The sequence below is a fragment of the Gordonia sp. 852002-50816_SCH5313054-c genome, from assembly GCF_001665925.1.
GTDB lineage: Bacteria > Actinomycetota > Actinomycetes > Mycobacteriales > Mycobacteriaceae > Gordonia > Gordonia jacobaea.
In genome coordinates, this window is record NZ_LZTE01000075.1 from 69,693 (window position 1) to 92,141 (window position 22,449).

Sequence of the window (22,449 nt, forward strand, 5' to 3'; positions counted from 1 at the left end):
TTCGGGGCGCTAAACGCGTAGCTGTCCGTGCTCGTGGTTCGCGCTCGCCCGCGCGACTGCCGCTCGCAGGTGATAGTCGATGATCGCCAGCGCGAACAGACCGAGCGCCAGGTTGTAGAGCGCTCCGAAGCCGTCGAGCGCGAAGTCGACGAGGGCGTTGGCCATAGTGAAGACGAGCGCCGCCATCCGTAGCGCGCGCAGCGGCCAGACGCGGTCGGTGTGGCGGCGACCGATCATCGCCGACGCCGAGCACGCGAGCGTCACCACGCCGCTCACGAAGAGAATCCATGCCGCGGTGGGGTCGCGACTGAGTTCGAGATAGATCCCGTAGTCACGGTGATTCACGTACAGCGCGAGCGCACCCACGATGACCGTCAGTGCGGAGCTGATGACCAGCAGCCAGCCGATCAGCGTCAACCACCAGCGTCGTCGGAAGAAGCTCGGGATCAACGCGAGCGCACGCGCACGCACCCGGGTCAACCGGTCCGGGGTGTCGACGCTCGCGTCGAGTAGACCGCGAATGTGCGCCACGAGTGCAGGATCGGCGTCGCGCGCCTCGGCGAAGTCAAGAAGGTCGGCGGCCTGGCGGCGTCGACTCTCCGGAAGTCCGTGCGCCACACCGTCGGCCGCGATCACCGCTGCGTTCGCGATCGCCTCGGGCACCGATGGTCGCTTGAGATCGCGGACGAACCGACTGATCAGCAAGATCAGCACCACCAGCAGGTACATGATCTCGGCCGATGGACCGTAGAAGTAGTCGTTGTCCTTGGTGACGAACTTGCCCACTTCGTCGAGGAACAGCCCGAATCCGATACCGCCCATCACCACCGCGACGACGCGAGGCGTCGAACCGAGCAGGAGCCAACCGAAGACCAGCGCGAGCATCATGAGCGCCCCGCCCCACAGTGCGTGGGCGATGTGCAGCGTGCCGTTTCCGATCTGCGGGTAGCCGGTCAGACGCAGGTAGGCACGCGTCACGAGGATCGTGCCGATCGCGAAGATGAGGAACCACTGCACCGCCGCTGTTCCGTAGACGCTGCGCACGAGGACGGTTGTTTGCCGAGCCGACATGAGGCGATTGTTGCGCGTGACGGTGCAGCGTGAGTTCGAAATCGGACTCGGTCACTAGAATGGCGTGATGTCCGACCTCGGCCGTTGGGAGCTTGAGCCGTTCACGTACGACGAGGTCGGCGCGACCCGCGGCACGCCTCCGGCGCGTGCTCACGTCGTACGGGCTGAGCGCCTCGTCGGTCACGGCCAGTCCGACTTCGACACGATCAGCGACGCGGTTCTCCGGTACGGCATGCAGCGAGGTGCCGGGCTGCAGGTTCACGCGAGTACGACGTCGGCGCAGGTCGGCACCGTCATCGTCCTCACCGCGTGGTTTCTCGGGCCGGTTCGCATTCCTTGTCGGGTGGTGTACGTCGTCGACGAGCCGGATCGTGCCGGGTTCGCCTACGGCACACTTCCCGGGCATCCGGAGAGTGGCGAGGAGTTGTTCGCGGTCGAGCTACGAGCCGACGGCTCGGTGGTCGCGACGGTCCGCGCCTTCTCTCGTCCTGCCCGCTGGTACACCCGCCTCGGCGGTCCCGTCGCGCGTCTCGCTCAGCGGCTGATGACCCGGCGATACTTGGCCGCGATGGCGCGACTCGGGGGCGGCTTGCGGGGATGAGCGCGAGCGAAATTCTGTAGCCCCTAGTCATTCCCGCCCGTAGCGTCACGGCGATGCGCCTCTACGTCGATGACTTACGCGACCCGCCCGACGACACCTGGACCGTTGCCCGATCGAGCGCCGAAGCCTTGGCGATCTTGCGGAGCGAGGCGGTCGTAGAAGAGTTGTCCTTGGATCACGACCTCGGCGGCGACGACACGACGCGGCCGATCGCCCTCTACCTGTCCGAGCACGACCAATGGCCTCCGATCGTGCGCGTGCACAGCTCGAACCCCGTCGGAGTGGAATGGCTTGTCGGAATGGCGGAGCGCTACGGGCCTGGGGTCACCCGCTGAATCGGTCCCAGGCACTCAAGGGTTCGGGCTACCGTCATCGAAAGCAAAAGACCATCCGGCAAGCCGGATGGTCTTTTTCGAGTAGCTAACTGGTGGCCAGAGTCGGGATCGAACCGACGACCTTCCACTTTTCAGATGGTTGATCATCTGAGCTAGAACGGTTTTCGCACGTCATAGGTGTTCTTACGCGTCGTACGAGACGGGTGAGAACTGTCTCGTTTCACTGGTTGGCCGACCTTTGGCCGACCCAGATTGATGGATAGCTCCCGAAATAGGAGCCCCCGCGCCAGCGGTAACTGGCCGGGGGTACGGGAGCCGAGATGCGGTCGATTCCGACTACCAGTGTATCTGCGCACGAGCCACGGAAGAACAATTCCAGTGGCAACCGATCCCCGGAGGGGTCGGGCGGCAGCGCAGGTTGTTTTGAGCCCGCCCTTCCTGGCATGGAGTTGGCCGGAGCGGGAGCCGGTGGAGGCCGGACGGCGGGAACGCAGGACCGGAGCCGGGAGGCCGGGAGCGGGAGCGCGGACGGTGGGGTGCCCGGAGGGTGGGGCCCCGACGGCCGCGCGGGAGCGGGAGGCCGGGAGGGGCAGGGCCGTAGTGGGAGCCGGGAGGCCGGAAGCGGCGGGAGCGCAGGCAATCGGAGCGTTCAGCGCAATGGCCGGGTGGACCTGGGTACTAAACGCGGACAACGTTTCCGCGGATCGGATCGCAACCACAACGGCAACGCGCGGAGTCGACGTCGGGCTCGTGCGGAGGCACGCGACGAGCGAGGTAAGGGGCGTGCGACAGCCCGCCGGATCACGACTCTGGACCGGGTGCGCAAATGCGGTACTCCGTTTCCGCATGGTGCGGCGTTCAAAGTGGGTTCGGCTGGGAATGTCTCTGTTGCGGGGTTATCGACGTGCGGCAGCGTGTGGGCGTGTCCGGTGTGCGCGCACAGGATTGCGGTGAAGCGCGCGATGGATCTCGGTCGCGGGATTGCGCGCTGGGTGTCTGCGGGGAACTCGGTCGTGATGGTGACTTTCACCGTTCGGCATGACCGGGACGACGCCCTGGAGGATGTCTGGAACGCGTTGATGACGGCGCAGCGACGAGTGGTGAGTGGTCGCGCATGGAAGAGGGATCAGGCGGACTTCGCTATCGCCGGATACCACAGGACCACGGAGTGCACACTGTCCTGGGAGAATGGTTGGCACGTGCACTTTCACGTCCTGTACTTCATTGAGCAGCGACTGCTCACGGCGATTGAGCGTGCCTCGCTGAAAGTTCGGCTGTTTGAGCGCTGGACGGCCGGTCTTCGTCGAGCTGGATTCGATGCGGGTTGGGAGCACGGCATTGATGTGCGCGCAATGAAGTTGGAGAACCTCGCCGCCCACGAAGGCGACATCGAGAAGGCCATGCTCGAAAATCCAAGTCTTGCAGACTATCTCGCCAAGAGTGGAGCGCGATCGGCAGCGCAGTTGGCCGATGGTCGGCGTCTCGCGTTGGAGGCGTTGGCTCATACGGGCAAGACGTCGCAAGGCGGCTACACGCCGTTCGCGCTCCTCGGGATGGTTCGTGAGCTGGAAGACATGATGAGTATGAACGCGAAGCTAGGTGTGGCGAGCAGCGCGAAGCTACGCAAGATGTGGGGCTGGGCCAAGGCTCATTGGGAGGAATGGGAGACGTTTAGCCTGAACCGGCGTCAGGTGACGATGAGTCGCGAGGACAAACGTACGGGCAAGAAGGGCCTAGTCAAGCTGTTGAAGCTGAAGGATGCGGATGTCGACGACGACGTTTTGGCTCAGGATGCCTCAGTCGACGATGCTGAGGTCGTTGCAGTCATGCCCGCGGAGTCGGTGCGAAAGCTGATCAGCGGCGGGAAGTGCGTAGAGAGTCTGGGTGCTGTGCTCGAAGCTCAGGGGATGTCGGCACTGCAGCTGACGTGCACAACGCTCGGCGTGGAGTTGTTGACCGACGACGCCGCTCTCGGACTTTGGGAGTTCGAGGAGCAGAGGATGCGGTACCTGGAGCGAAAGCCTTGAACAATCAATAGGCGGACTAACGGGCCACAGCTCAGATGGCTAGAGGAACCCGACTGCCGTCGGATCGTTTGACGGTCACCTCCAGTTCACCGCCGGTGGCTTCGACATATTTGCGGAGAGTCGCGATCCGCGCGGCGGCGATTTGCCCGTGCTCCATCTGCGAGACGTGCTTTTTTCCCACACCGATGAGCTTCGCCAGGGCGGTCTGTGTGTAACCTGCGTCCTTTCGCAGTTCACGGAGTCGGCACTCTGCGGCCTCTGGTTCCATGGCCTCGCGGTAGCCATCGACCTCGGCGCGGTCTGCGGTCAAGGACTTGGCCGGGCGATCGTTAGGTGCGGTAGCGTCTCTCTTCTTCGGCTTAGGAGTGCGCGGCTTCTCGTCACTCGCTGGAGCCGGTCTCCGAGCCTCACACGGCGGCATCAGACGCTCCAGATTGCCGCCCGTCAACCCGCTGGTGACACTGACGTACGTTACCCACGGCATATCTGCCTTGCGATCCGTCTTCGCCAACGCCGCCTCGACCTGCTCTTGAAGGAGGGCGGTCACCTGGTGAGAGACCGCCCTACTCGCGGCCACCCGGCGTGAAGCTTCAGCGAGCTTACTCACATCGTCATCGCCAGACGGTCGCTCGGTGTCCATATCCCCTTGCATCGGCACAGGTTACCAGTTGAAACTGGTACTACAAACGATCAGACCAATCCAACTCCGAGTTCAAGGAATGAACGCAACTTGGCTGAATTCGGCGTTAAGGCCCTCACGAATTAATCAACGTTACTTTGCACCGTCGTAGTTTTTAAATCTCGCCAGGAGCTCGTCGGCCGCGGAGGCAACGCTCTCTGACTTCTGCAGACCACCACGCCAGTCAGCATTCTTGATGTAATGTTTGATTTCGGGCAAGCGGTCGGAAATATATTCGAGAAGTTCTTCCTCAGAAAAGCTCTTCCAGCGATCTGGATCTGACATCGTGTTACGCCACTCCGTTCGACTTGCGATCGACCCATGACTCGCGGTGGGCCGATCCATGAACCTCGTCATCAACATGGGTTTCTCGCGGACGCACGCCCACTGTGGGTCCACGATATCGTCTTGTGTGACCCGGCCTGACCTTATCTGCACTCGATTTTCAACCTTGACGGACTAGGGGCGTGCGCATCGCTGGCGGTGACTGAGTCGCAAGAGGATTAGCTGGCGAATCAGCCACCCTCCCGCGACCAGCATGACGTGAACTCAAGGTTGTAGTGCCTGTCATCGCTGTGGTGCGAATATCTACCCGGTAGTGAATCCGAGTTCGGAGCTAATTGGTGCTGCCGCCAGGATCTGTGCGGCGATCTGATCGGTTTGCTCCACCGAGAGTTCGGGAACGTCATCGAAGTCAGTGCCACCGCCGGGCAGAGTGCCGGCGATGTGAAAGTGGAGGTGTGGAATCGCTTGGTGGGCTGCCGTGCCATTGTTCTGCCAAACCGCGATTCCCGGACGCTCGAACGCAGCATCGATTGCCGCGGCCGCCCAAGCAAGGGTGTCCATCATCGCGTGGCGTTCGTCAGGTTCAGACTCAAGCAGAGTCGGGTAGTGGCGCACCGGAAGTACGAGCAGGTGCCCGATGCCGCGCTGCTCTCTTGTGACAAGCACGGCAATCAGGTTGTTGCGGCATAGGATGGTGAATGGCCTTGCCCCACTGAGGTAGTCACAGAACGCGCAGGGTTTCTGATCTGGGATGTCGAGACTGCTGTCGGTGTCGTTCATCCGGCGACCAACGAGCGTAGGAACGCCTGAAACTCGGTACGGTCGATCTTGCCGATCTCATTGGGATGTACGACGATACGCAACTCTTTGGAGAATCGCGACCGACGAGTGCGAAGCAGGAAAGAGAAGGCAATGAGTCTGACAGCAACTTCTGCCGTGAGTTCGGGTATTCGGGACTGGCCTTGACCGAGCAGCGGCACGCAGATCGGTTCGCCGTTTCCGCAGCGGTCGGCAGCGTCCCACACGCTGTCGAGGCTGTCCAGAATTCCCCGGATCGTCCCCTTGGCTCGGTTGTGTTCGTCCATGGTTGTGTAGGCAACACAGTAGTAGTGCGATGTACCCTGGCCCCGAAGGACCGCGACGGTGCCGACCGGATAGACGTCCTTCTTGCCCGGCTTCGTAATCGTTCCAACGGTCGCTGTCCCTGCCAGCGCAGATGCTAGCTCGGCATCGAGTCGCGATTGCGAATCGCCGTAGATCACCCGAAGCATGTTGCCCTGGACACTCCCCCTATCGATGATGCCCGGTTCGGTGTCGAAAGTTGTGGTCATCCCGATCAGCGATGACTCCTTCTGGTCGAACAAGTCGCCCGTGATAAGCCTGATGACGATGTTCTCTGCAGGAAACCGCTGCTCGGGGTCCTTCTGCCGCAGGAAGATCAGCGCCCACGCGGCGGCGATCGCTCCGGCAACGATAAGAAGCCACCATTGGCCCTTGATCAGATCTGGAGCGAAAAGAGCGACCGCCCCGGCCAGAACAGCCAACGCGCCCAATGCTTCGAGGAATCGCCGGGCCAGTCCTTCGGCGTACCGTCTCACCGACCATTTGTATCGCACTAGTTATTCAATCCCAGGCTCTCGTATACCGACTCTTTGTAGTGATAGGAGCCGGTCTTGTCCGAACTGGCGAAGTCGGGAACATAGTGGTCCAGTGCATATTTAATGATTGTGGGGCCGAACGAGACCGACATCGTGAAGTAGTCGTTCGCGGAGAACGGGGCAGGAATGTTGCCGCTGACACCTACTCGGGATCCGTTCAGGTTCGCAACGACCACGGGCAGGTTCAGAGCGAGGATCGCTCCCACTTCATAGGCAAGAAATGACGTCCCGTTCCCGCCTTTACGCCGGGCGTCTGAGCTTCCGAGTAGCACGACTTGTTTTGTGTTATTCAACCGCTCACGCAGGCGGCGCTTGATGGTGTCAGGCGTGCTGGTGTCACGCGCAGTGTAGATGTCGTGTGCATTGACGAAGTCGAAATCAATTGACTTGTTTTCCCTCCAAGCCGTCATCAATCGGTAATAGTGGATGTCTTCACTTGCGAAGGCCACATAAGTCTTGTTGCGGTAGCTCATCTTTAGGCTCCTTTGTGGGGTTCCATTGAGGGCGGTAACGACTCGACTGCACTCACCGATGCCAGCGGACCCGCCGCACGCTCGTACTCCATCTGGAGTAGCCGTCTGTTCGGATACTGGCGCTTAAGGTACTCCGAAAGGGTGACTTCTTGTGCTTGATGGCTTCGGTCGGCGTTTTGTAACACAGCGGGCACGCCAAGCGGATCACTACTGGTCGACCTGAACGAAGAACTCTCTGGAAGTGACGAGACTCGCCCGTCTTAGACGGGTGGCCGTCTCGATACAAGCTGAGGCTCCCCCGAAAAAGTGGACACGGTTAGCTTGATTGCTGACTGGTCAGTGACTTGATCTCGAAGGCGATGGGCGAGATCATTCCCAGCGAGCTGTGCCTCCTGTCATGATTGTAGAAGCGTACGTAATTGTCAAGTCCTGCAGTAAGATTCGTGTAGCTGGTGAACGCGTGCCGCTTGTAGTACTCGTGCTTGACCGTTGACCACAGCGACTCGGCGCCGGCGTTGTCCCAGCAGATCCCCGTCGCGCCCATCGAGCGCTTGAGGTCGTACTTGCCGCATGCTGCGGCCATGTCGTGGCTGGTGTACTGGCTGCCGCGGTCGCTGTGCAGGATGGTGCCGGCCACTGACCCCCCGCGGGTGAACACCGCGGCGTCCACGGCCGTCTCGACCAGCTCGGTGCGCATGTGATCGGCCAGTGACCAGCCCAGCACCCGCCGCGAGTGCTCATCACGAATCGCACACAGATACGCATCCCCTTCACCGCAGGTCAGATACGTGATGTCGGAGGTCCAGACCAGGTCGATGCCACCCTGGTCGAACACCCGCCCGACCCGGTCCGGTGGGAACGTCGCGGTCGGATCGACCTGGGTGGTCTTGACCTTGAAGGTGCGTGGGCTGATGCCCTCGATACCCATCTCGGCCATAATCTTGGCGACGGTGTTCTCCGAGACCGCGACACCCTCGGCGTGCAGGTCGGCGGTGATCCGCGGTGAACCATAGGTGCGCGTGGATGCCTGCCAGTGGGCGAGGATCTTCACCTCCAAATCGCGACGCCACTGCTGTCGCGCTGTCAGTTCAGTGCGGCGTTGCCGATCCACCCACGCGTAGAATCCGGATCGTGAAACACCGAGCAGTTCAGTGAGTTTCGTGATGTCGTGGTCGGCGCACTCCGCGGCGATGAGCTCGAACTTGCTCACCGATGTTGCTGCGCCGCAAAGTACGCCGATACTTTTTTCAGGAACGCTAGATCGCGATCCTTCTCGGCGAGCTCCGCGCGTAACCGGGTCAACTCCGCGTGCTCACCAGCCGACAGATCCCGGTCCGGTGGGGCATTGCGCATCTCGTCGGCGACACCATCGCGCATCCGTTCAGCGCGAACCCATTTGCCCAACAAGTTCTCGTGCACGTTGAGTTCACGTGCGACCTCGGTGACCGGCCGTCCCCCGTCGATCACCCGACGAGCAGCCTCCGCCTTGAACTCAGGCGTAAACGACCGACGCGTCCTGGACATGTAGACATCCTCCCAGCAGGACCCTTCGCCCCGCTATCTCAGGTGTCCACTCAAACTGGGGAGGTTCAAGCAGCATGAAGGGTGACGGGGCAAGACGCCAGTTCCGGCCTCCGCCTGCGAGCGGTTCGCCAAGGAGATCGTGTCTAGCACTCCTGTCGTCCGACTAGTCGGCGGGTGGTCGCGTCATACCGGTAGTGAACGATCTCTCCCGAGATGATCAGCTCGATCGCTTGGTCAATAATCCTGCGCGGCACGACAAACCACTCGGAGGGATCATAGTTGCGGCCGTTCTTGTCGATCTGGGTCAGATTCAGACGGACGTCGGCAAAGACACGATGGAGGAGGTTCTCCAGCGCTGAGGCGCGCGTGTTATAGATCCGGTAGGTCGCGACAACCTCAACCGGCGCCATCAGATATGTGGGCGACTTGTCGGCGTTCTTGATCCTTGTTTCGACCGGCCCACGCGAGAAGCCAATCTTATGCAAGTCGGCGATCCCGGCGATCTGCGGATCGGAGCTCTGAGAGCGCAAGACGTAGATGTAGCCACTGACCTCATCGTCTGTAAGGATGTCCGGTCCCAGCCGGGGCACAACAATCTGGCCATCCTCATCACCCAACCGAATCGCCAAGGATTGGCGGTACATCCGTGATTCGGTGCCGTTCTCGAAGATGCAGCGGAGGCGTTCCCGCTTGTTCTCGCGAACGGTCGACTTCTTGTACTCAGTCTCGCCGACTTCAGCGATGAACAACATTACTCCGTTGAGGACGAAGAAGGCACCTGGTGCGATGTGCTTCAACCCGGGATACGGCAGTAGCTGGCTTGCGCCGTTACGCAGCTCGTCATGCTTCTGCTGAAACAGCGGCGCGAAATCTGCGAAATCGTTCGCGGGCTGGCGACGTGCCGTTTCCTCGGTCTCGAAGTGCTGCTTGCGGACGGGCAGGGTGGAGACGTCGAAGATACCGGTCTCGTCATCCAAAAGATCGAGTGGATCGCCCTCAAGGAGTTCGTCAATTGAGCCAGGCGCGGCGGGTACGTCGAGAAGGCCGAACTCGTCAAGATGCTTGAGTGCCTCGATCTTGCTGTCGTCAGCAAGAATACCCTCCAGACGTGCTCCAAGTTTGCGCTCAGAAATTTCCCTTGTGGTCGAGCTCGGGAGCCGGGCCTGTGCCCGTCGGAACTCCACGATCTCTAAGAACGCTCGCTCCAACCGATCACTGGACGTGATCTTCTTGGCCTTTTCCGGCGTGTCCAGAAGGCCGTCAATATCGGCGTCAAGGAGCTGCTGGAACGCGTCAGGCGCTGGTTGATCGTCGCCTCCTGCGGTCTTGTCATCCGTCGTCATTGAGCATTCTCGATTGCTTGTTTCTGGGCCAGCCGCTGCTGCTTGAGCCGTTGCAAAAACAGCAGCGCTTCGGCGTACCGCTTCTCTGTCGGATTGTCTGAGCGCACGTCGGGGCGTCGACCGTTGACCTTGACCCAGCTCTGAATCTTAGGGAACAGCGCGAGCGCCTCCTCCTCGCTGATCTCCACGCGTGTGCTCGTGATCGCGTCGGAAATGATCTTGAGTACCGAGGGCGTCACCGACTTCGACATCACCTCGAAAGCTCGTTGGAACGGATTGACCCTGTCGATCAGGTTGATGCTGACCTCATCGATGTTCCTGAACGTATCGCCCATCTTGATGAACCGCTTATCGCCGACCTCACGAACCTCGCCATTCTTAATCACCGAGTCCACCACAACGTGCTGCCGAACCTCCTCGACCTGCTCATCAGTCAGGTCCGGGTAGCGTTCGCGGATAATCTTCGGGATCAGGACCTTGTTCGTGGTCTCCGGGTCAACGCTGCCCGCCGCGGCCTTGGCGAACGTGTCGTCCTGCAGAATGTTTGCTTTCAGATCGTTCAGGTCAGTTTCGACGATCTGCTTGACCCGCTCGCTAGACGGCTCCTTGAAGCCCTTGATCTTGATCGTCCCCGGCTCAGGCGCGTCGTCGTTGCCTCGTTTGGCCTTGAAGTTGAAGTTCGGTGCTAGCACTTGCTCCATCAGCAGCGACGCGGTGATCGCCTTGAGCATATTGTTCACCGATACGGTCACCTCACCCCGCTCAGCATCGGGCTCGGCCAGCAGGTTCGTGAACTGCGCATGCGTCTTACCAGGGCTGTCGCGGGTGACCCGGCCGATAATCTGGATAATCTCGGTCAACGACGCCCGATACCCGACGGTCAGAGCGTGCTCGGCGAACGGCCAGTCGAAGCCCTCCTTCGCCATCCCCAGCGCGACGATGATGTCGACGCCGTCACGGTCCTTCGCCGCGACGGTCGACAGATAGTGCAGCGTGTCGGCGCGCTTCTTCTGATCGGTGTCGTCGACGAGATCAGCCACCCGCAGCACCTCACCAGTGTCGGTGCGGCGAATGCGGATGATTCCGGTGTCGGGTTCGGTGTCGATCACGTCGCCGATCGTGTCGATAATGAACCCGACCTCTTCGATCTTGTCTTTGGTCGACTCACCAGAGTTCACGCTTGGGATGTGCACGATCGTCTTCTTGTCCAGGTCCAGCACCTCGCCAATCGCTTCGGTGTAGCGGCCCTGATAGAAGTGGTGCCCGATCCCCAGCGACTTCAGAAACTGGTAGCCGTTGAGCTGGTCGTAGTAGTTGAACGTCACCGGCGTGAACTGCGCCTCGTCCTCGGACGAGAGGACCGGCACCGAGTCGCCACGAAAGTACGAGCCGGTCATCGCCACTATGTGCACGTCTGAGCCGACCATAACCTCCTTCAACAGTGCCCCCAGACGGGAATTCTCGGTATCGGCCGAGACGTGATGGAACTCGTCGATCGCCAGCACGGTGCCGTTGAACTCATCCGGCGCCAACCGCTCGAACGCGAACCTCAACGTCGCATGCGTGCACACCAGAATCGGATCAGCGCTGCTTAAGAAGTCGACGAACGCATCGACCTTGCCCGCCGACGACCCAGGCGTGCACAGGTTTCGCTCTGGCTTGACCTCCCAGTCAGCAAAGAAACCGTGCGCGGTCAGCTTTGTCGTCGAGAAAGATGCCCCGATCGAACGCTCCGGGACAGCGACGATCACCTTTCTGCGACCCTGGTTGTATAGCTTGTCGAGACCCACGAACATCAACGCCCGGGACTTGCCCGAGGCCGGTGGAGCCTTGATCAACAAGTGCTGGGCGTCCCGCTTGGCGAACACGCGCTGCTGCATCTCCCGCATACCCAACGCGTCAGTGTTCACCGATGCACCGGTCTGCGCGTACGTCACGTCAACGACATTCACCGTGCTACTCACTTCTTGCTCCTCTTCGCCGGCTTTGCCGCCTGCTCCGCAGCGGCCATCTCCTCATACATAGCGAACAGGTCTGACAACCGCTCCTCGTCCGTCTCGTAGCCACGCTTGGAATAGATCGAATCCACCAATGCGTCAACCTCAGCGTGCGCGGCCCGCAGATCATCGGGCATCTTGTCCGGATCGTAAAGTTCGGCCAATGTTTTCTCGCAGTGATACTCACGGACGTCCAGTATCCGCAATGCCGCAACTGTCAATTTCTCCTTCACTTGCGCAGACAGTTCAGGAACAGGAAAATTATTGTAAACAATTGTATTAGAATACTGATATCGATTCTCAAGACGTCCAGAAACGGACCGCATCCAAATCATATGCATTAATGAAGTCGTCAATGCAAAAGCCCAGAAATTGGTCTCGGTCATGACTAGTGCCTTATTGGAGCCAATGACATCGGGGCCGACATAACCAATGGGAATATACTCCCGTCGCTCTGAGGAGATGCTGGGAACAATTAATGAGTCCGAATCAACATGTGCGAAGTAGTAGAATCGATTCGGGCTTGACGCCAGTGCATTGGTCGACTTTTCAGTGCTCCTTAACCGGTGCTCCCTTGTCCGGTCGAGGCGATATGCAAGTTCCGGAATATTGTAAGCCTGTCGCAGATGGTCGTCGGGAATTACCAGACACCATCTAGTCTTACCTTTAACGAACTCATCAGACCCACAATACCCCCTAATGTAGCGCTCCACTTCCGGATGGCTCTCCAGGAGTTTATTCTTTTCCGAATCCGATAAGATCAGGTTTCCTCCATCATTGGGCATTGAGCCGTATCCAAGACGGGGCATCTGAGGACTCAGAGGGTTTCGGCGACGCGACAGCCAGACCATTGGACCGCCAGCAAGGTAAGCGTTTATAGTATCAACACGGAGTCGAAATTGATCTGTATACAGATACTTAGCATCTATGGACTTATTCCGAAGTGAAATTACAACACATGTGACGCCCGCGGAATTTCGTGCTTTATTCGCCCATGGAAATGAGGTATATGCATAAGAAATCTCTAAGTTATCCCCCAATACCGCCGGCCAGAGGAGTGCCACCTGCTCTCCTTGCGTAATGGAATTGGTTGTCACCAACGCGAGTCTTGCCCTCGTTCCGCGTATGTACTCAGCACCCTTAACTACCCAACCTGAAACATAGTCGAGACTCTTATAGTTTTTGGTAATGGTGGCAAGATCACGTTTGTGCTTCGCCGACTGATTCCTACTCCCAAGATACGGCGGATTACCGAGCACATATATTTCCTCTGCTCCTCTATTCGGGCAGATTTCAGACCATTCGACAGTCAAGGAGTTTCCCTGATTGATCTGACCAGAATCACGCAGGGGAATGAGGGGGATGGAAACTCTGAATTTCTCCCTAAACTCTGCGTTCATCTGATGCTTGGCGAGCCACAAGGACAGGATTGCCACCTCGACGGCGAAATCATCGATCTCAATGCCATAGAAATTCTCGATGTCAATTTTCGACACGGCGTACAGCACTTGGTGTTTGGGGCTCAAGTCGGCAAGTCGTTCAAGAATCGCGTGCTCCAGGCGTCGCAATTCCTTGTAGGCGATGACCAAAAAGTTCCCCGACCCGCAGGCGGGGTCGAAGACTTTGATCGCGCCGATCCGCTCCAGTAGCTTCTCCAGCTTGCCGACGCTGCTGAAGCCCGCGTCGAACTCCTCCTTCAGTTCATCGAGGAACAGCGGCTCGATCGTCTTGAGGATGTTCGGCACCGATGTGTAGTGCTGCCCGAGGTCCGACCGCTTTCCCGGGGTGACGATCGCCTGGAACATTGACCCGAAGATGTCGGGGTTGATCTCGCTCCAGTCCAGAACTCCCAGATCTAGAAGCAGCCGACGGGCGGACTTGGTGAACGCTGGCACTACGTGCTGGTTGGTGACCTCGAACAGGCGACCGTTGACGTACGGGAACGCTGACAGGTAGCTCGCCTTGTCCTCGGGATTCTCGGTGTCCAGGGCGTTGAACAGATCTGTCAGGAACTCCTGCACGTCCGACCCGTCGGCCTGGGTGTGCGACCCCACCGCGGTGGTGAACTGACCGTCGTCGAAGATCCCGGTGTCCTCGGCGAAGAAGCAGAACAGCAGTCGGGTGAAGAACACGTTCAGCGCATGACGGCCATGCTGCTCGTCGATGAGGTCCGGGTTCGCCTGCAACAGCTCGTCGAACAGCTTGCCCATTCGCTCGGCGGCCTTGACGTCGGCGTGGGCCTCGGAGGTGTACTGCGCCTTCTCCATGCCAGCCCAGGGAAGGAAGAACGTGAAGTGCTTGTCGATGTCGCGGATCGGGAAGACCTTGCTCTCGCCGGTCTTCATGTCGACCGCGACCAGCTCGTCGTAGTCGGTGGCGATTACGAACCGTGGGTTGTACCGAACGACGTCCGGTGATGTCCGCAGCTCCTCGACGTCAGCCAACGGCTCGCGGTCCGTCTCGCGGAAGTAGACAACGTTCTTCTGTGCGATTTCGCGACTCGGATCGGCCGCGACGTTGAGCGACCCGTTACGCAACCGGGTGACGTTACCCTTGGGCTTCCCATAGGCTAGGAGTAGATCGAAGATGAATTCGCGATCGTAGGATTCGCGCCGCGCGAGCGGGGCCACCCGCTCTTCGACCGCCTTCAGGTTCAGTCTCACCACGCGCGTTAACCCTCCTCGAAACCACTACCAGTGCGATAAGCATTCCACTCCGCGATAGCTTCGACAGCCAGTACCCCATTCCCAGGTCGGGGCTGGAGGACTTGGTGACATTCGTTGGGCAGCTAGGTCGGCCGCTGAGGTGTTGCGACCAGCCGGACACCTGACTGCGTCGGATCACGGCGCTGTTGAGTCCAGCAAGTGCCAGCTGAGCCGACACTTCATACGTAAGTCGCTATGGGCCGAGGTTGATCCGGTTGGTGAGGTCGAGAGATGCTGCGTGGCTCGACATCCGGTTAATCCTCGGGCGGCCTAGAGACTCTGCGGACCGAACCCGCCGCTTCGGAACGGACCCCCTCAGCCAAGCGTCCGCGTATCGAATCGAGCGCTACCTCGAGTTCAACGGCTGATCGCAGCAGCGGCCGATCAGTCCGCAGTCCGACCCTCTCAATCGCATCGTAGACCGACCTGTTCAACAACCTCATGTTGTCTAGCAGCAGAAGCGTAGGTTCTTGGGCGTGCTCCGGGGTCATCCACCGCTGACCGTAACCAGCTGCAACGACAACGTTGGTGAGGAGTTCAAAGTAGAGCTTGAAGGCGTTCTCGACCTCGGAATTCAGAACACCACCGCAGCCCTTCAGCGCGGTCATCAGCACTTCCACCTGTTCTAGCAACTGGTCACCGGAGTCAAGGAATCGGTAGGCACGTTCGATGTCGTAGTTTGCGACTCGACGGCGGACCCCTGTTGCTGACATCCCGACACTGCTCGCGACGGCCTGCAAGGAGTGCCGGTACGTACCGACCGCGATGCTCATCACGGAATCTGTGAGGTCGCGCAAATCGCTCTGATGGTCGCGAAGGCTACTCAAGAGGGCGTCAAGATCCTCCGCGCCGTTATCGCGACTTGATTCGTTGCCTGTATCAGCCAGTTCCGCGAATCTGGCGCGCAGGTCTCCAACAGTACGTTGGTGCCGTTCTAGCGAATCAGTGTACGAATCGAGCTGCGCGACCAGCGCTTTGACACTATTAGGCCGCAGAAAGAGGTCTGCTGCGTCAGCTACGCCTTCATTGACCGCAGGCGGAGGCGACGTAGCGTCCGCACGTTTGACCCACCTACGAATCGTCTCCGCGGGCACCCCCGTCCGGTCGGAGACCTCAAGCGCCGCCTGTCGGTCCGACTTGAGCCCTGGTCGCAACTCACGCCACAGGTCGATCACCTGCTCCTGACGCTCACGCGAGTAACCCACAGCACGCATTATAGGCAGCCAACCACTGGGCGTTGATGCACAGTTTAGGTGGTTCATTTTTTTAAGCGTGGTATTATCACAACGTCCCGTGGATCTCATGAGACGTCCAGCAAGAGACGGAGGTTAGAAGCGCATGGCTATACGCGAACTCACCCAGGTACCGGTCAATGCGGCAGGATGGGAGATCGAAGTGAGGGTCATTCGCCCCGCAGAGAAGCAACGCGACACTCCCAACGGTCGCGTGCGAGAACCCAAGATGCGCAACGGAATTCAGGGAATCGAGTTGGAAGTACTGGTGTGGTGGCCAGAACTCGATGAAGAGCGACGAGCGAAACTCACGACCTACCAGGCCGACCCACCCAAGTTAAACCGTCGAGATCTGATCCGTGTTCGTGGGCAACTCTATGCGGCCGCGTGGTCAGCGAATGGTTCCAGCGGTCTATGGTTCGACGCACCCGAGGGGATCGAGTTGGCAGCCAAGCCCGCACAGACGAAGGCGGCCGTCCAATGACCGGGTACAACCTCAGTTTCAAGTCGCGGCGTATCCGCTGTGACGACACGCACATTCTGCACGAAGTAGGCCGCACAGCCACGCACGGAGTCAAGCGCCGCGCTGAGTCCAGCGTCGAAAGGCAGAACCCCGCATCATCCCAGGGGCTACACGCCCCCGCAGAGCGGGCGGAGGTTCTAGCATGATCTCGTTCCTTGTTGTCCTAGCGATCTTGGCAGTAGTCGCCGCCATCGTCTGGTCCGCGTGCGCAGTCGCTCTTGAAATGGCTGACGAACTTACCGATGAGTCTCCAGCGGAGTCGTCATGGATGCGCGGCTGGCGCTCTGTCGATTGGGCAGCTCCTGGTCTGGAGTCACTGTCATACCCCTCGCCGAACGCGATACCTCAACATCCTCGAGTCGATCGGATATGGATGTCACCGACAGGGCCTCGCGCGAAGATCGTATTGCCTGAAGGTGTTTCGGGTTCTCATGTAGACCTTGCCGCCGTCCACCGCCTTGAGGGCTTGCTACCCGGAGCCGCGCCTATGGCGGTTGTCGCGTGTGATCGTCGATCCGTCACCTTCGCACTGGAGTCACGAGACCCCCTCGCAGATGTTCAGCGTTCGTCGGCGCACTCGGGATCCGCCAGTTCCTCCAGCAGGCCAGATCCAGTTGCCGATCGCATCGCGTTTATGGAAGCACTGGCGAAAGTACGGCGCGACGGCGGTGCGCAATGATTACCCCGGCGATAGCGTTTGCCGTCGATGCACAGGGACGTGGCGTGCACATGCGACTTGACCAGCACACACTGATCGCCGGTGTGACTGGCTCGGGAAAGTCAAGTGCGACATACGAGATAATCCGCCACGCGGTCGGAATGCCGAGCGTTTGTGTGTGCGGTGTGGACCCGACCGGCATCTTGCTGGGTCCTCTAGGGACTCACCGCTGGATCTCTATCGGATCGTCCAAAAAGCAACTACTTGCGGCAACCGCGGCGCTGTCCGCTATCGAGTCAGAACTAGACAAGCGACTCGCGGCCCTAGCCGAGGTGGGAATCGATCTCATTCCCTCCTCCTGGCTCGGGCGTGACTTGCCGCTGGTCGTAGTGGTGCTCGAAGAATGGGCGGCCCTACAGCTGCAGTTGGCGCGGGCCGAACGACTGGAAGCGGAGCGGATAGTCGCAAGAATCGGCATGGAGGGCCGCAAGGTGCGTATCAACCTGCTGATCAGCGTCCAACGGCCCGAGGCGAAGCTTCTCGAGGGGGTGCGATCGCAATTGACTCAGATCATGTGCATGGCTCAGACCGACGCGATGTCGATCAAGATGGCGAGCGAAGTCATCTTCGAGGACAAATCGCTCGTGTCGATGATTCTCGGCGCGCGGCCCGGACAGGGCGTTTTGGTCGGCGCGGGCATCGCTCCGACCCCTTTCAAGGCACGCCATCTCGACTACGCCGGATACCGCGAAGCCGTATCTCAAGCGATATTCACTGCACGGGGAACCAACGCCGGTGTAGCTACGGCGCGGCTCAGAGGTAGTGAGTTCCAATGAGCCATACGACGACTGAGGTCTTGTTGACGGCCAAAGAAGTGTCAGAGGTCTGTGGTGGCATTGGCGTGAGCACGCTGCATAAATGGGCGGCTCAGCGCGAGGCCGGATTGCCGGCCGAGGGGCCACCACATCTACGCCTGTCTGCACGCCATCGTCGGTGGGCACTGTCCGACGTGCAGGCCTGGATCGCCCAATCGACAGTGAAGTAGGACGCATTGAGTATCCGAAAGAAGGTCACGAGCAAAGGGGAACCGCGCTGGCTGGTTGAATGGCGGCTCCCCGACCGACGGAAGGTTACTAAATCCTTCCGGACGGAGCGGGAAGCCCGTGTATTCGAAGCAGAGGTGGTGGCCGCGAAGAGCCGCGGGACCGTTTACAACCCGCGACTCGGAAACACCATCACGGTGGCGTACGCGTACAAGTCGTGGCTGTCGAGCCGTCAAGATGTGACAGCGAAGACTCGGCGTGGCTACGAAGACAACTGGCGCAATCACATCGAGCCAGCTTTCGGTGCCTGGCCGGTGACGAAGGTGGATCGATCCAGCGTGCAGAACTGGATCAACTCGATGTCGGTGGGCCCGCGCACGAAACGGTGGCGCCATACGGTCTTGCGGATGGTGCTTGAGCACGCAGTCGAGGAGGGCTGGCTCGCGCGTAATCCAGCCACCAAGACGATCTTCCCTCCCCTGGCTCATCCAACGCATACCTACCTCACCGCGTCGGAGGTGGATCGCTTGGCGAAGCTGTGCGGCGCTCAAGGCGACATCGTCATGATCCTCGCGTACACCGGGCTTCGGTGGGGTGAACTGACCGGCCTCAACGTGGAGGATATCGACCTGGACCGGCGGCGCATTCACGTTCGACGGTCAATGACACAGGTCGGCGGAAAACTCGTCACAGGTGCGACCAAGAGTCGGGCAGGCCAGCGGTCGATCCCGATCCCCGCTACCGTTCGCGAGCTGTTGAGGGCCCGCATTGCGGGTCGTGGGAGAACCGAAGCTGCGGTGTGCTCGCCCATGGGTGCTCGCCTTAGTCGGGAGAATTGGGTTCGATCGGTCAGGTGGAAGAAGAAGGCGGCTGAGATCGCTCGTCCGTCGCTGCGGGTCCATGATCTTCGGCATACCTATGCCTCTATGGCACGATCCGCAGGCGCTGACATGCGCCTGCTCCAGAAGACAATGGGTCATTCGTCGATCACGGTGACGGCGCACACTTACGCCGATCTTTACGACGACGAGCTTGATTCGGTGGCCGATGCGCTCGACAACTTGAGCGCTCGCCTTGTATCCGATGCGGACGACACGTCCATCGATGGCCGACCAGCGGCCGACTAGAATAAATCTGCAATCAATGTCAACGAGCTATCCCTCAATCGAGAAACAGCGTATGACCTGCGTAAACGTCCTCGTGGCCAGGGCCGGGATCGAACCGGCGACCTTCCGCTTTTCAGGCGGACGCTCGTACCAACTGAGCTACCTGGCCAGGAGGTCCGGCGTAAAACCGAAACCTTTGGCGACCCTGACGGGACTCGAACCCGCGACCTCCGCCGTGACAGGGCGGCGCGCTAACCAACTGCGCCACAGGGCCATCTTCAATTTTCCTGCTCCCCCGTAGAGGACCAGTTGTACCCCCTACGGGATTCGAACCCGCGCTACCGCCTTGAAAGGGCGGCGTCCTAGGCCGCTAGACGAAGGGGGCCGGTTCTCCGTTGGGAGCCGACTTAGCTTAGGACACCGCTCGCGCAATTCACAAATCAGCTGGTCAGACTGCATTTCGCACGAGTTGACGCCCTCCGAACACCATACCCGTATCCGACGCCGACGGCATCGACAATTGCAAGCCCACCGTCGATGCACCGCCGCGTAGCCGACCTGTAAACTCACTTCCTGCGTCGGCCGCAGCGCCGAGGCGTCCGCCCCTATAGCTCAGTTGGTAGAGCTACGGACTTTTAATCCGCAGGTCGTAGGTTCGAGCCCTACTGGGGGCACTCATGACGGAGTCCGCGCTGGCACGCGGCGAGTCCGTCGAGCGTTCCGCTGAACGTCGTCACGCGGCTGCCAGCGAGGCAGGTCGGTCGGCGCGGGCCGCGGCGGATTGCTTGAAACGCCAACTGGCGTACAGCACCTCGGTTGTGTAGCCCAGGTCGAGCGGTCCGGGGTTTTCGGGGACCACCGCGTCGTCGGATATCGCCGCGGGCCGCCAACCGTGTGGCGCACTGATCGGCGGCGCCTGTTCGATCAGCTGCCCATTATCCTGACGATGAAATGTGAACTGCTGCAACGCATGCGCCGTGATCGAGAACTCGCCGCGATGCAGCGCGCGGTGATGCGACGAACACAGCAGCACCAGGTTGTCGGGAGTCGTGGCACCACCACGCGACCAGAACCGGACGTGATGCGCGTGTAGATGCTTAGTCCGTCCACACCCCGGGTAGCGGCACCCACCATCGCGAGCGAGGATCGCGCGCAGCGTCCGCGTCGAGGGCGTCCGCGTTCGACGGCCCCACGACGTGATGCTGCCCTGCCTTCCGTGACGCACCTCGGTCTTGGTGCCCGAACACGACGCCTCCGCCTCCTCGACCGCTGAGAGCGCAGGCCCACCCTCGACGTACGAGTCAGCCTCAGACGACTGGCTGTGCACGACCACCTCGGCCCCGGGAGTGAACGTCGGCACGTCGATCGCCGACTGCATCGTCTCCGCCATCAGCACCACCGCGGGCGCAATGTTGGCAGGGGTATGCCGCCACAACCGTTGATCGGCGGGCTCGAGGCCGGCCTCCTCGATCTCGGCCTCCCGGTCAGAATTACCTGCCGAATCAATCTGTGCGGCAACCAGATCCGTCACCGACGGTCCGGCGTCACCGGGCGACGTGCGCGTTCGTTCGTATTCGGCACGCACCGTCGCTGCAAGGAACGACGCCCCGTCCAATGCCGACAACCGCATGCGCACCGACAACGTGCCGTCGGAATTCCACTCCCACGACGCCGTCGATTCGACCTCGCCCTCGCTCGCCTCTCGCTCACGCTGATCGATCGAACGAATAGCTCTCACGACCCGCTCGAGCTGAGCAGCGTCGGCAGACAACGCGACGCTGAGCAACTCGTCCTCGCGGTCGGGCATCACGACTCGCGTCAGCGCACGCACCTTCGAATACGACAGTCGGCCCTCGACGAACGCATCCCGAATCCGGGGCACACCGTCGAGCGTGCGCGCCACCCGCACGTACTCCTGTGCCGTCCGCGGCGACAAGCCGGTTCGCAGCGTCAACCAGTGCGCACAAGAAATGATCCCCTCGCCCGTCCACCCTTTCCTGCGATCGAACTCGGACAGCAGCAGCAAGAACCGCCCTGTCAGGCTCGCGATCTGACTGGCGTGCCCCACAAGGCGGTCTGCGATCTGATCCAACTCCAACCCGGACGGGTCGGCGTCGTCGAAAATGGTTGTGCTGCTGGCGTTCACGATGCCCCCTGACAATCGACAACATGTTCGAGTATCAGAGTATCGGTGGGCACCGACAGAGAATCTGGAGTTCGACCGCCGGTGTCGTGACTACTCGTCGACGAGTGTCAGCGTGACGTCGATATTGCCGCGCGTGGCGTTGGAGTACGGGCACACCTGATGGGCCGCAGCGGTGAGTGCCTGCGCGTCGTCTGCGCTCAGCGCAGGCAACGAGATCTCCAAAACGACGGCCAGCTCGAACCCGCCGGAGTCGTTGGAGCCCAACGACACTCGGGCGCCAACGGCCGAGTCGCTGACGTCGGCCTTCTCAGCCCGCGCAACGGTGCGCAGCGCACTGTGGAAGCACGCGGCGTAGCCGGCTGCGAAGAGCTGCTCCGGATTCGTCGCGCCGCCGGGACCTCCCAGCTCCTTGGGGATAGCGAGGTCGAGATCGAGTTGTCCGTCGCTCGTCCTGGCGTGACCGTCCCGGCCTTCGCCTGTCGCAAGCGCCTCGGCTGTGTACAGAGTCTTCATGGTGACATCCCTTCTTTTCAGCGAGCCTGGTTGGCGCGCAACACATCAGATAGTTGGTGCAGTGCCGCACGCAGCTCGACGGCCGCGTCGACGTCGAAGTCGGCATCGGATTCCACAGGATCGGTCAACGCGTCGACCAAGGCGGCCATCACGCAGTCAGACTTTTCGCCCAGCGCCGCGCCCGATTCGGTGAGTGACACGATCGTCGACCGCTCGTCGTCGGGAGACCTGTGACGTTCCACGTGTCCCATCGACTCCAAACGACGAACCAGTGGTGACACGGTGCCCGAGTCCAGTTGTAGACGCTCCCCGAGCCGGCCGATCGGGACAGATTCTTCCTCCCACAGCACCAGCATCACGAGGTACTGCGGATACGTCAGTCCGAGTTCGCGCAAACCCGGTCGCTCGGCGGCGATGATCGCGCGCGACGCGGTGTAGAGCGCGAAGCACAGATGGTCGTCGAGGCGAATCTTTCCCACGTGAAGAAGACTAGGCCCGATTTAGATTGTGCACAACCTAGTTGCTCGCAA

21 protein-coding genes and 4 tRNA genes are annotated in these 22,449 nt (G+C 60.6%); 7 read left to right on the plus strand and 18 right to left on the minus strand.

What is annotated here, in order from left to right; translation table 11 throughout:
* Positions 1–9 precede the first annotated feature (9 nt).
* Complete coding sequence (locus A5788_RS19305; RefSeq protein WP_049697788.1) at positions 10–1,071, minus strand: hypothetical protein; 1,062 nt, start codon at positions 1,069–1,071, stop codon at positions 10–12.
* Positions 1,072–1,138: 67 nt separating this feature from the next.
* On the opposite strand from A5788_RS19305, the gene A5788_RS19310 reads away from it, so the two are divergent.
* The 3 genes from A5788_RS19310 (at position 1,139) to A5788_RS23905 (ending at position 4,034) form a co-directional block, all read left to right on the plus strand.
* Complete coding sequence (locus A5788_RS19310) at positions 1,139–1,672, plus strand: DUF1990 family protein (protein WP_049697787.1); 534 nt, start codon at positions 1,139–1,141, stop codon at positions 1,670–1,672.
* Positions 1,673–1,725: 53 nt separating this feature from the next.
* Positions 1,726–2,007, plus strand: a complete 282-nt coding sequence (locus tag A5788_RS19315) for a cyclic-phosphate processing receiver domain-containing protein (protein ID WP_049697786.1) — start codon at positions 1,726–1,728, stop codon at positions 2,005–2,007.
* Between the two features lie 443 nt (positions 2,008–2,450).
* The gene (locus A5788_RS23905) at positions 2,451–4,034 is read left to right on the plus strand and encodes a protein rep (RefSeq protein ID WP_169330865.1); all 1,584 of its coding nucleotides are present in this window, start codon (positions 2,451–2,453) and stop codon (positions 4,032–4,034) included.
* 31 nt (positions 4,035–4,065) lie between these two features.
* Here the strand turns inward: A5788_RS23905 and A5788_RS24380 are convergent, their stop codons facing one another.
* The 11 genes from A5788_RS24380 to A5788_RS19375 form a co-directional block, all read right to left on the minus strand.
* Positions 4,066–4,581 (minus strand): helix-turn-helix domain-containing protein, encoded by a 516-nt coding sequence (locus A5788_RS24380; protein ID WP_231895604.1) that lies wholly within the window; start codon positions 4,579–4,581, stop codon positions 4,066–4,068.
* A 225-nt stretch (positions 4,582–4,806) separates the two neighbouring features.
* Positions 4,807–4,998 (minus strand): hypothetical protein, encoded by a 192-nt coding sequence (locus A5788_RS23915; RefSeq protein WP_156525565.1) that lies wholly within the window; start codon positions 4,996–4,998, stop codon positions 4,807–4,809.
* A 303-nt stretch (positions 4,999–5,301) separates the two neighbouring features.
* On the minus strand, positions 5,302–5,778 hold the full coding sequence (locus A5788_RS19335) for an HIT family protein (RefSeq protein WP_005174206.1): 477 nt from the start codon (positions 5,776–5,778) through the stop codon (positions 5,302–5,304).
* Complete coding sequence (locus A5788_RS19340; RefSeq protein WP_157227664.1) at positions 5,775–6,551, minus strand: macro domain-containing protein; 777 nt, start codon at positions 6,549–6,551, stop codon at positions 5,775–5,777. Before A5788_RS19340 ends, A5788_RS19335 begins: the two co-directional genes overlap by 4 nt.
* 62 nt (positions 6,552–6,613) lie before the next feature.
* Positions 6,614–7,129, minus strand: coding sequence for a TIR domain-containing protein (locus A5788_RS19345; RefSeq protein WP_005174202.1), 516 nt, complete (start codon positions 7,127–7,129; stop codon positions 6,614–6,616).
* Between the two features lie 316 nt (positions 7,130–7,445).
* The gene (locus A5788_RS19350; RefSeq protein ID WP_005172744.1) at positions 7,446–8,339 is read right to left on the minus strand and encodes an IS3 family transposase; all 894 of its coding nucleotides are present in this window, start codon (positions 8,337–8,339) and stop codon (positions 7,446–7,448) included.
* Entirely contained in the window at positions 8,336–8,653 is a 318-nt protein-coding gene (locus tag A5788_RS19355) for a transposase (RefSeq protein WP_005172740.1), read from the minus strand. The genes A5788_RS19350 and A5788_RS19355 overlap by 4 nt, the downstream gene beginning before the upstream one ends.
* 143 nt (positions 8,654–8,796) lie before the next feature.
* On the minus strand, positions 8,797–9,996 hold the full coding sequence (locus A5788_RS19360) for a GIY-YIG nuclease family protein (protein ID WP_005172738.1): 1,200 nt from the start codon (positions 9,994–9,996) through the stop codon (positions 8,797–8,799).
* Positions 9,993–11,960, minus strand: coding sequence for a DEAD/DEAH box helicase (locus A5788_RS19365; RefSeq protein WP_005172735.1), 1,968 nt, complete (start codon positions 11,958–11,960; stop codon positions 9,993–9,995). Before A5788_RS19365 ends, A5788_RS19360 begins: the two co-directional genes overlap by 4 nt.
* Positions 11,957–14,659, minus strand: a complete 2,703-nt coding sequence (locus tag A5788_RS19370) for a DNA methyltransferase (protein WP_005172726.1) — start codon at positions 14,657–14,659, stop codon at positions 11,957–11,959. Before A5788_RS19370 ends, A5788_RS19365 begins: the two co-directional genes overlap by 4 nt.
* A 293-nt stretch (positions 14,660–14,952) precedes the next feature.
* Positions 14,953–15,903 carry a hypothetical protein gene (locus tag A5788_RS19375; protein WP_040517856.1) on the minus strand — a complete coding sequence of 317 codons (951 nt, stop codon included), beginning with the start codon at positions 15,901–15,903 and terminating at the stop codon, positions 14,953–14,955.
* A 133-nt stretch (positions 15,904–16,036) separates the two neighbouring features.
* On the opposite strand from A5788_RS19375, the gene A5788_RS24120 reads away from it, so the two are divergent.
* The 3 genes from A5788_RS24120 (at position 16,037) to A5788_RS19390 (ending at position 19,281) form a co-directional block, all read left to right on the plus strand.
* A complete protein-coding gene (locus tag A5788_RS24120; protein WP_005172721.1) occupies positions 16,037–16,414 on the plus strand; it encodes a hypothetical protein in 378 nt (125 codons plus the stop codon).
* A 714-nt stretch (positions 16,415–17,128) separates the two neighbouring features.
* Positions 17,129–17,947 carry a hypothetical protein gene (locus A5788_RS19385; RefSeq protein WP_005172716.1) on the plus strand — a complete coding sequence of 273 codons (819 nt, stop codon included), beginning with the start codon at positions 17,129–17,131 and terminating at the stop codon, positions 17,945–17,947.
* 347 nt (positions 17,948–18,294) lie between these two features.
* The gene (locus tag A5788_RS19390; RefSeq protein ID WP_231895605.1) at positions 18,295–19,281 is read left to right on the plus strand and encodes a tyrosine-type recombinase/integrase; all 987 of its coding nucleotides are present in this window, start codon (positions 18,295–18,297) and stop codon (positions 19,279–19,281) included.
* 74 nt (positions 19,282–19,355) lie between these two features.
* Here A5788_RS19390 and A5788_RS19395 read toward each other — a convergent pair.
* The 3 genes from A5788_RS19395 to A5788_RS19405 all read right to left on the minus strand — a co-directional run bounded on the left by A5788_RS19395 (position 19,356) and on the right by A5788_RS19405 (position 19,645).
* Positions 19,356–19,429 (minus strand) — tRNA-Phe (locus A5788_RS19395).
* Between the two features lie 28 nt (positions 19,430–19,457).
* Positions 19,458–19,534 (minus strand) — tRNA-Asp (locus A5788_RS19400).
* 38 nt (positions 19,535–19,572) lie between these two features.
* Positions 19,573–19,645: transfer RNA gene (locus A5788_RS19405), tRNA-Glu, on the minus strand.
* Positions 19,646–19,861: 216 nt separating this feature from the next.
* Between A5788_RS19405 and A5788_RS19410 the strand changes: the two genes are divergently transcribed.
* Positions 19,862–19,934 (plus strand) — tRNA-Lys (locus A5788_RS19410).
* A gap of 59 nt (positions 19,935–19,993) precedes the next feature.
* Here the strand turns inward: A5788_RS19410 and A5788_RS19415 are convergent.
* The 3 genes from A5788_RS19415 to A5788_RS19425 form a co-directional block, all read right to left on the minus strand.
* Entirely contained in the window at positions 19,994–21,406 is a 1,413-nt protein-coding gene (locus tag A5788_RS19415) for an HNH endonuclease (RefSeq protein WP_231894250.1), read from the minus strand.
* Between the two features lie 90 nt (positions 21,407–21,496).
* Entirely contained in the window at positions 21,497–21,919 is a 423-nt protein-coding gene (locus A5788_RS19420; protein ID WP_005204332.1) for an organic hydroperoxide resistance protein, read from the minus strand.
* Between the two features lie 17 nt (positions 21,920–21,936).
* Complete coding sequence (locus tag A5788_RS19425; RefSeq protein ID WP_049697784.1) at positions 21,937–22,398, minus strand: MarR family winged helix-turn-helix transcriptional regulator; 462 nt, start codon at positions 22,396–22,398, stop codon at positions 21,937–21,939.
* Positions 22,399–22,449: the final 51 nt, after the last annotated feature.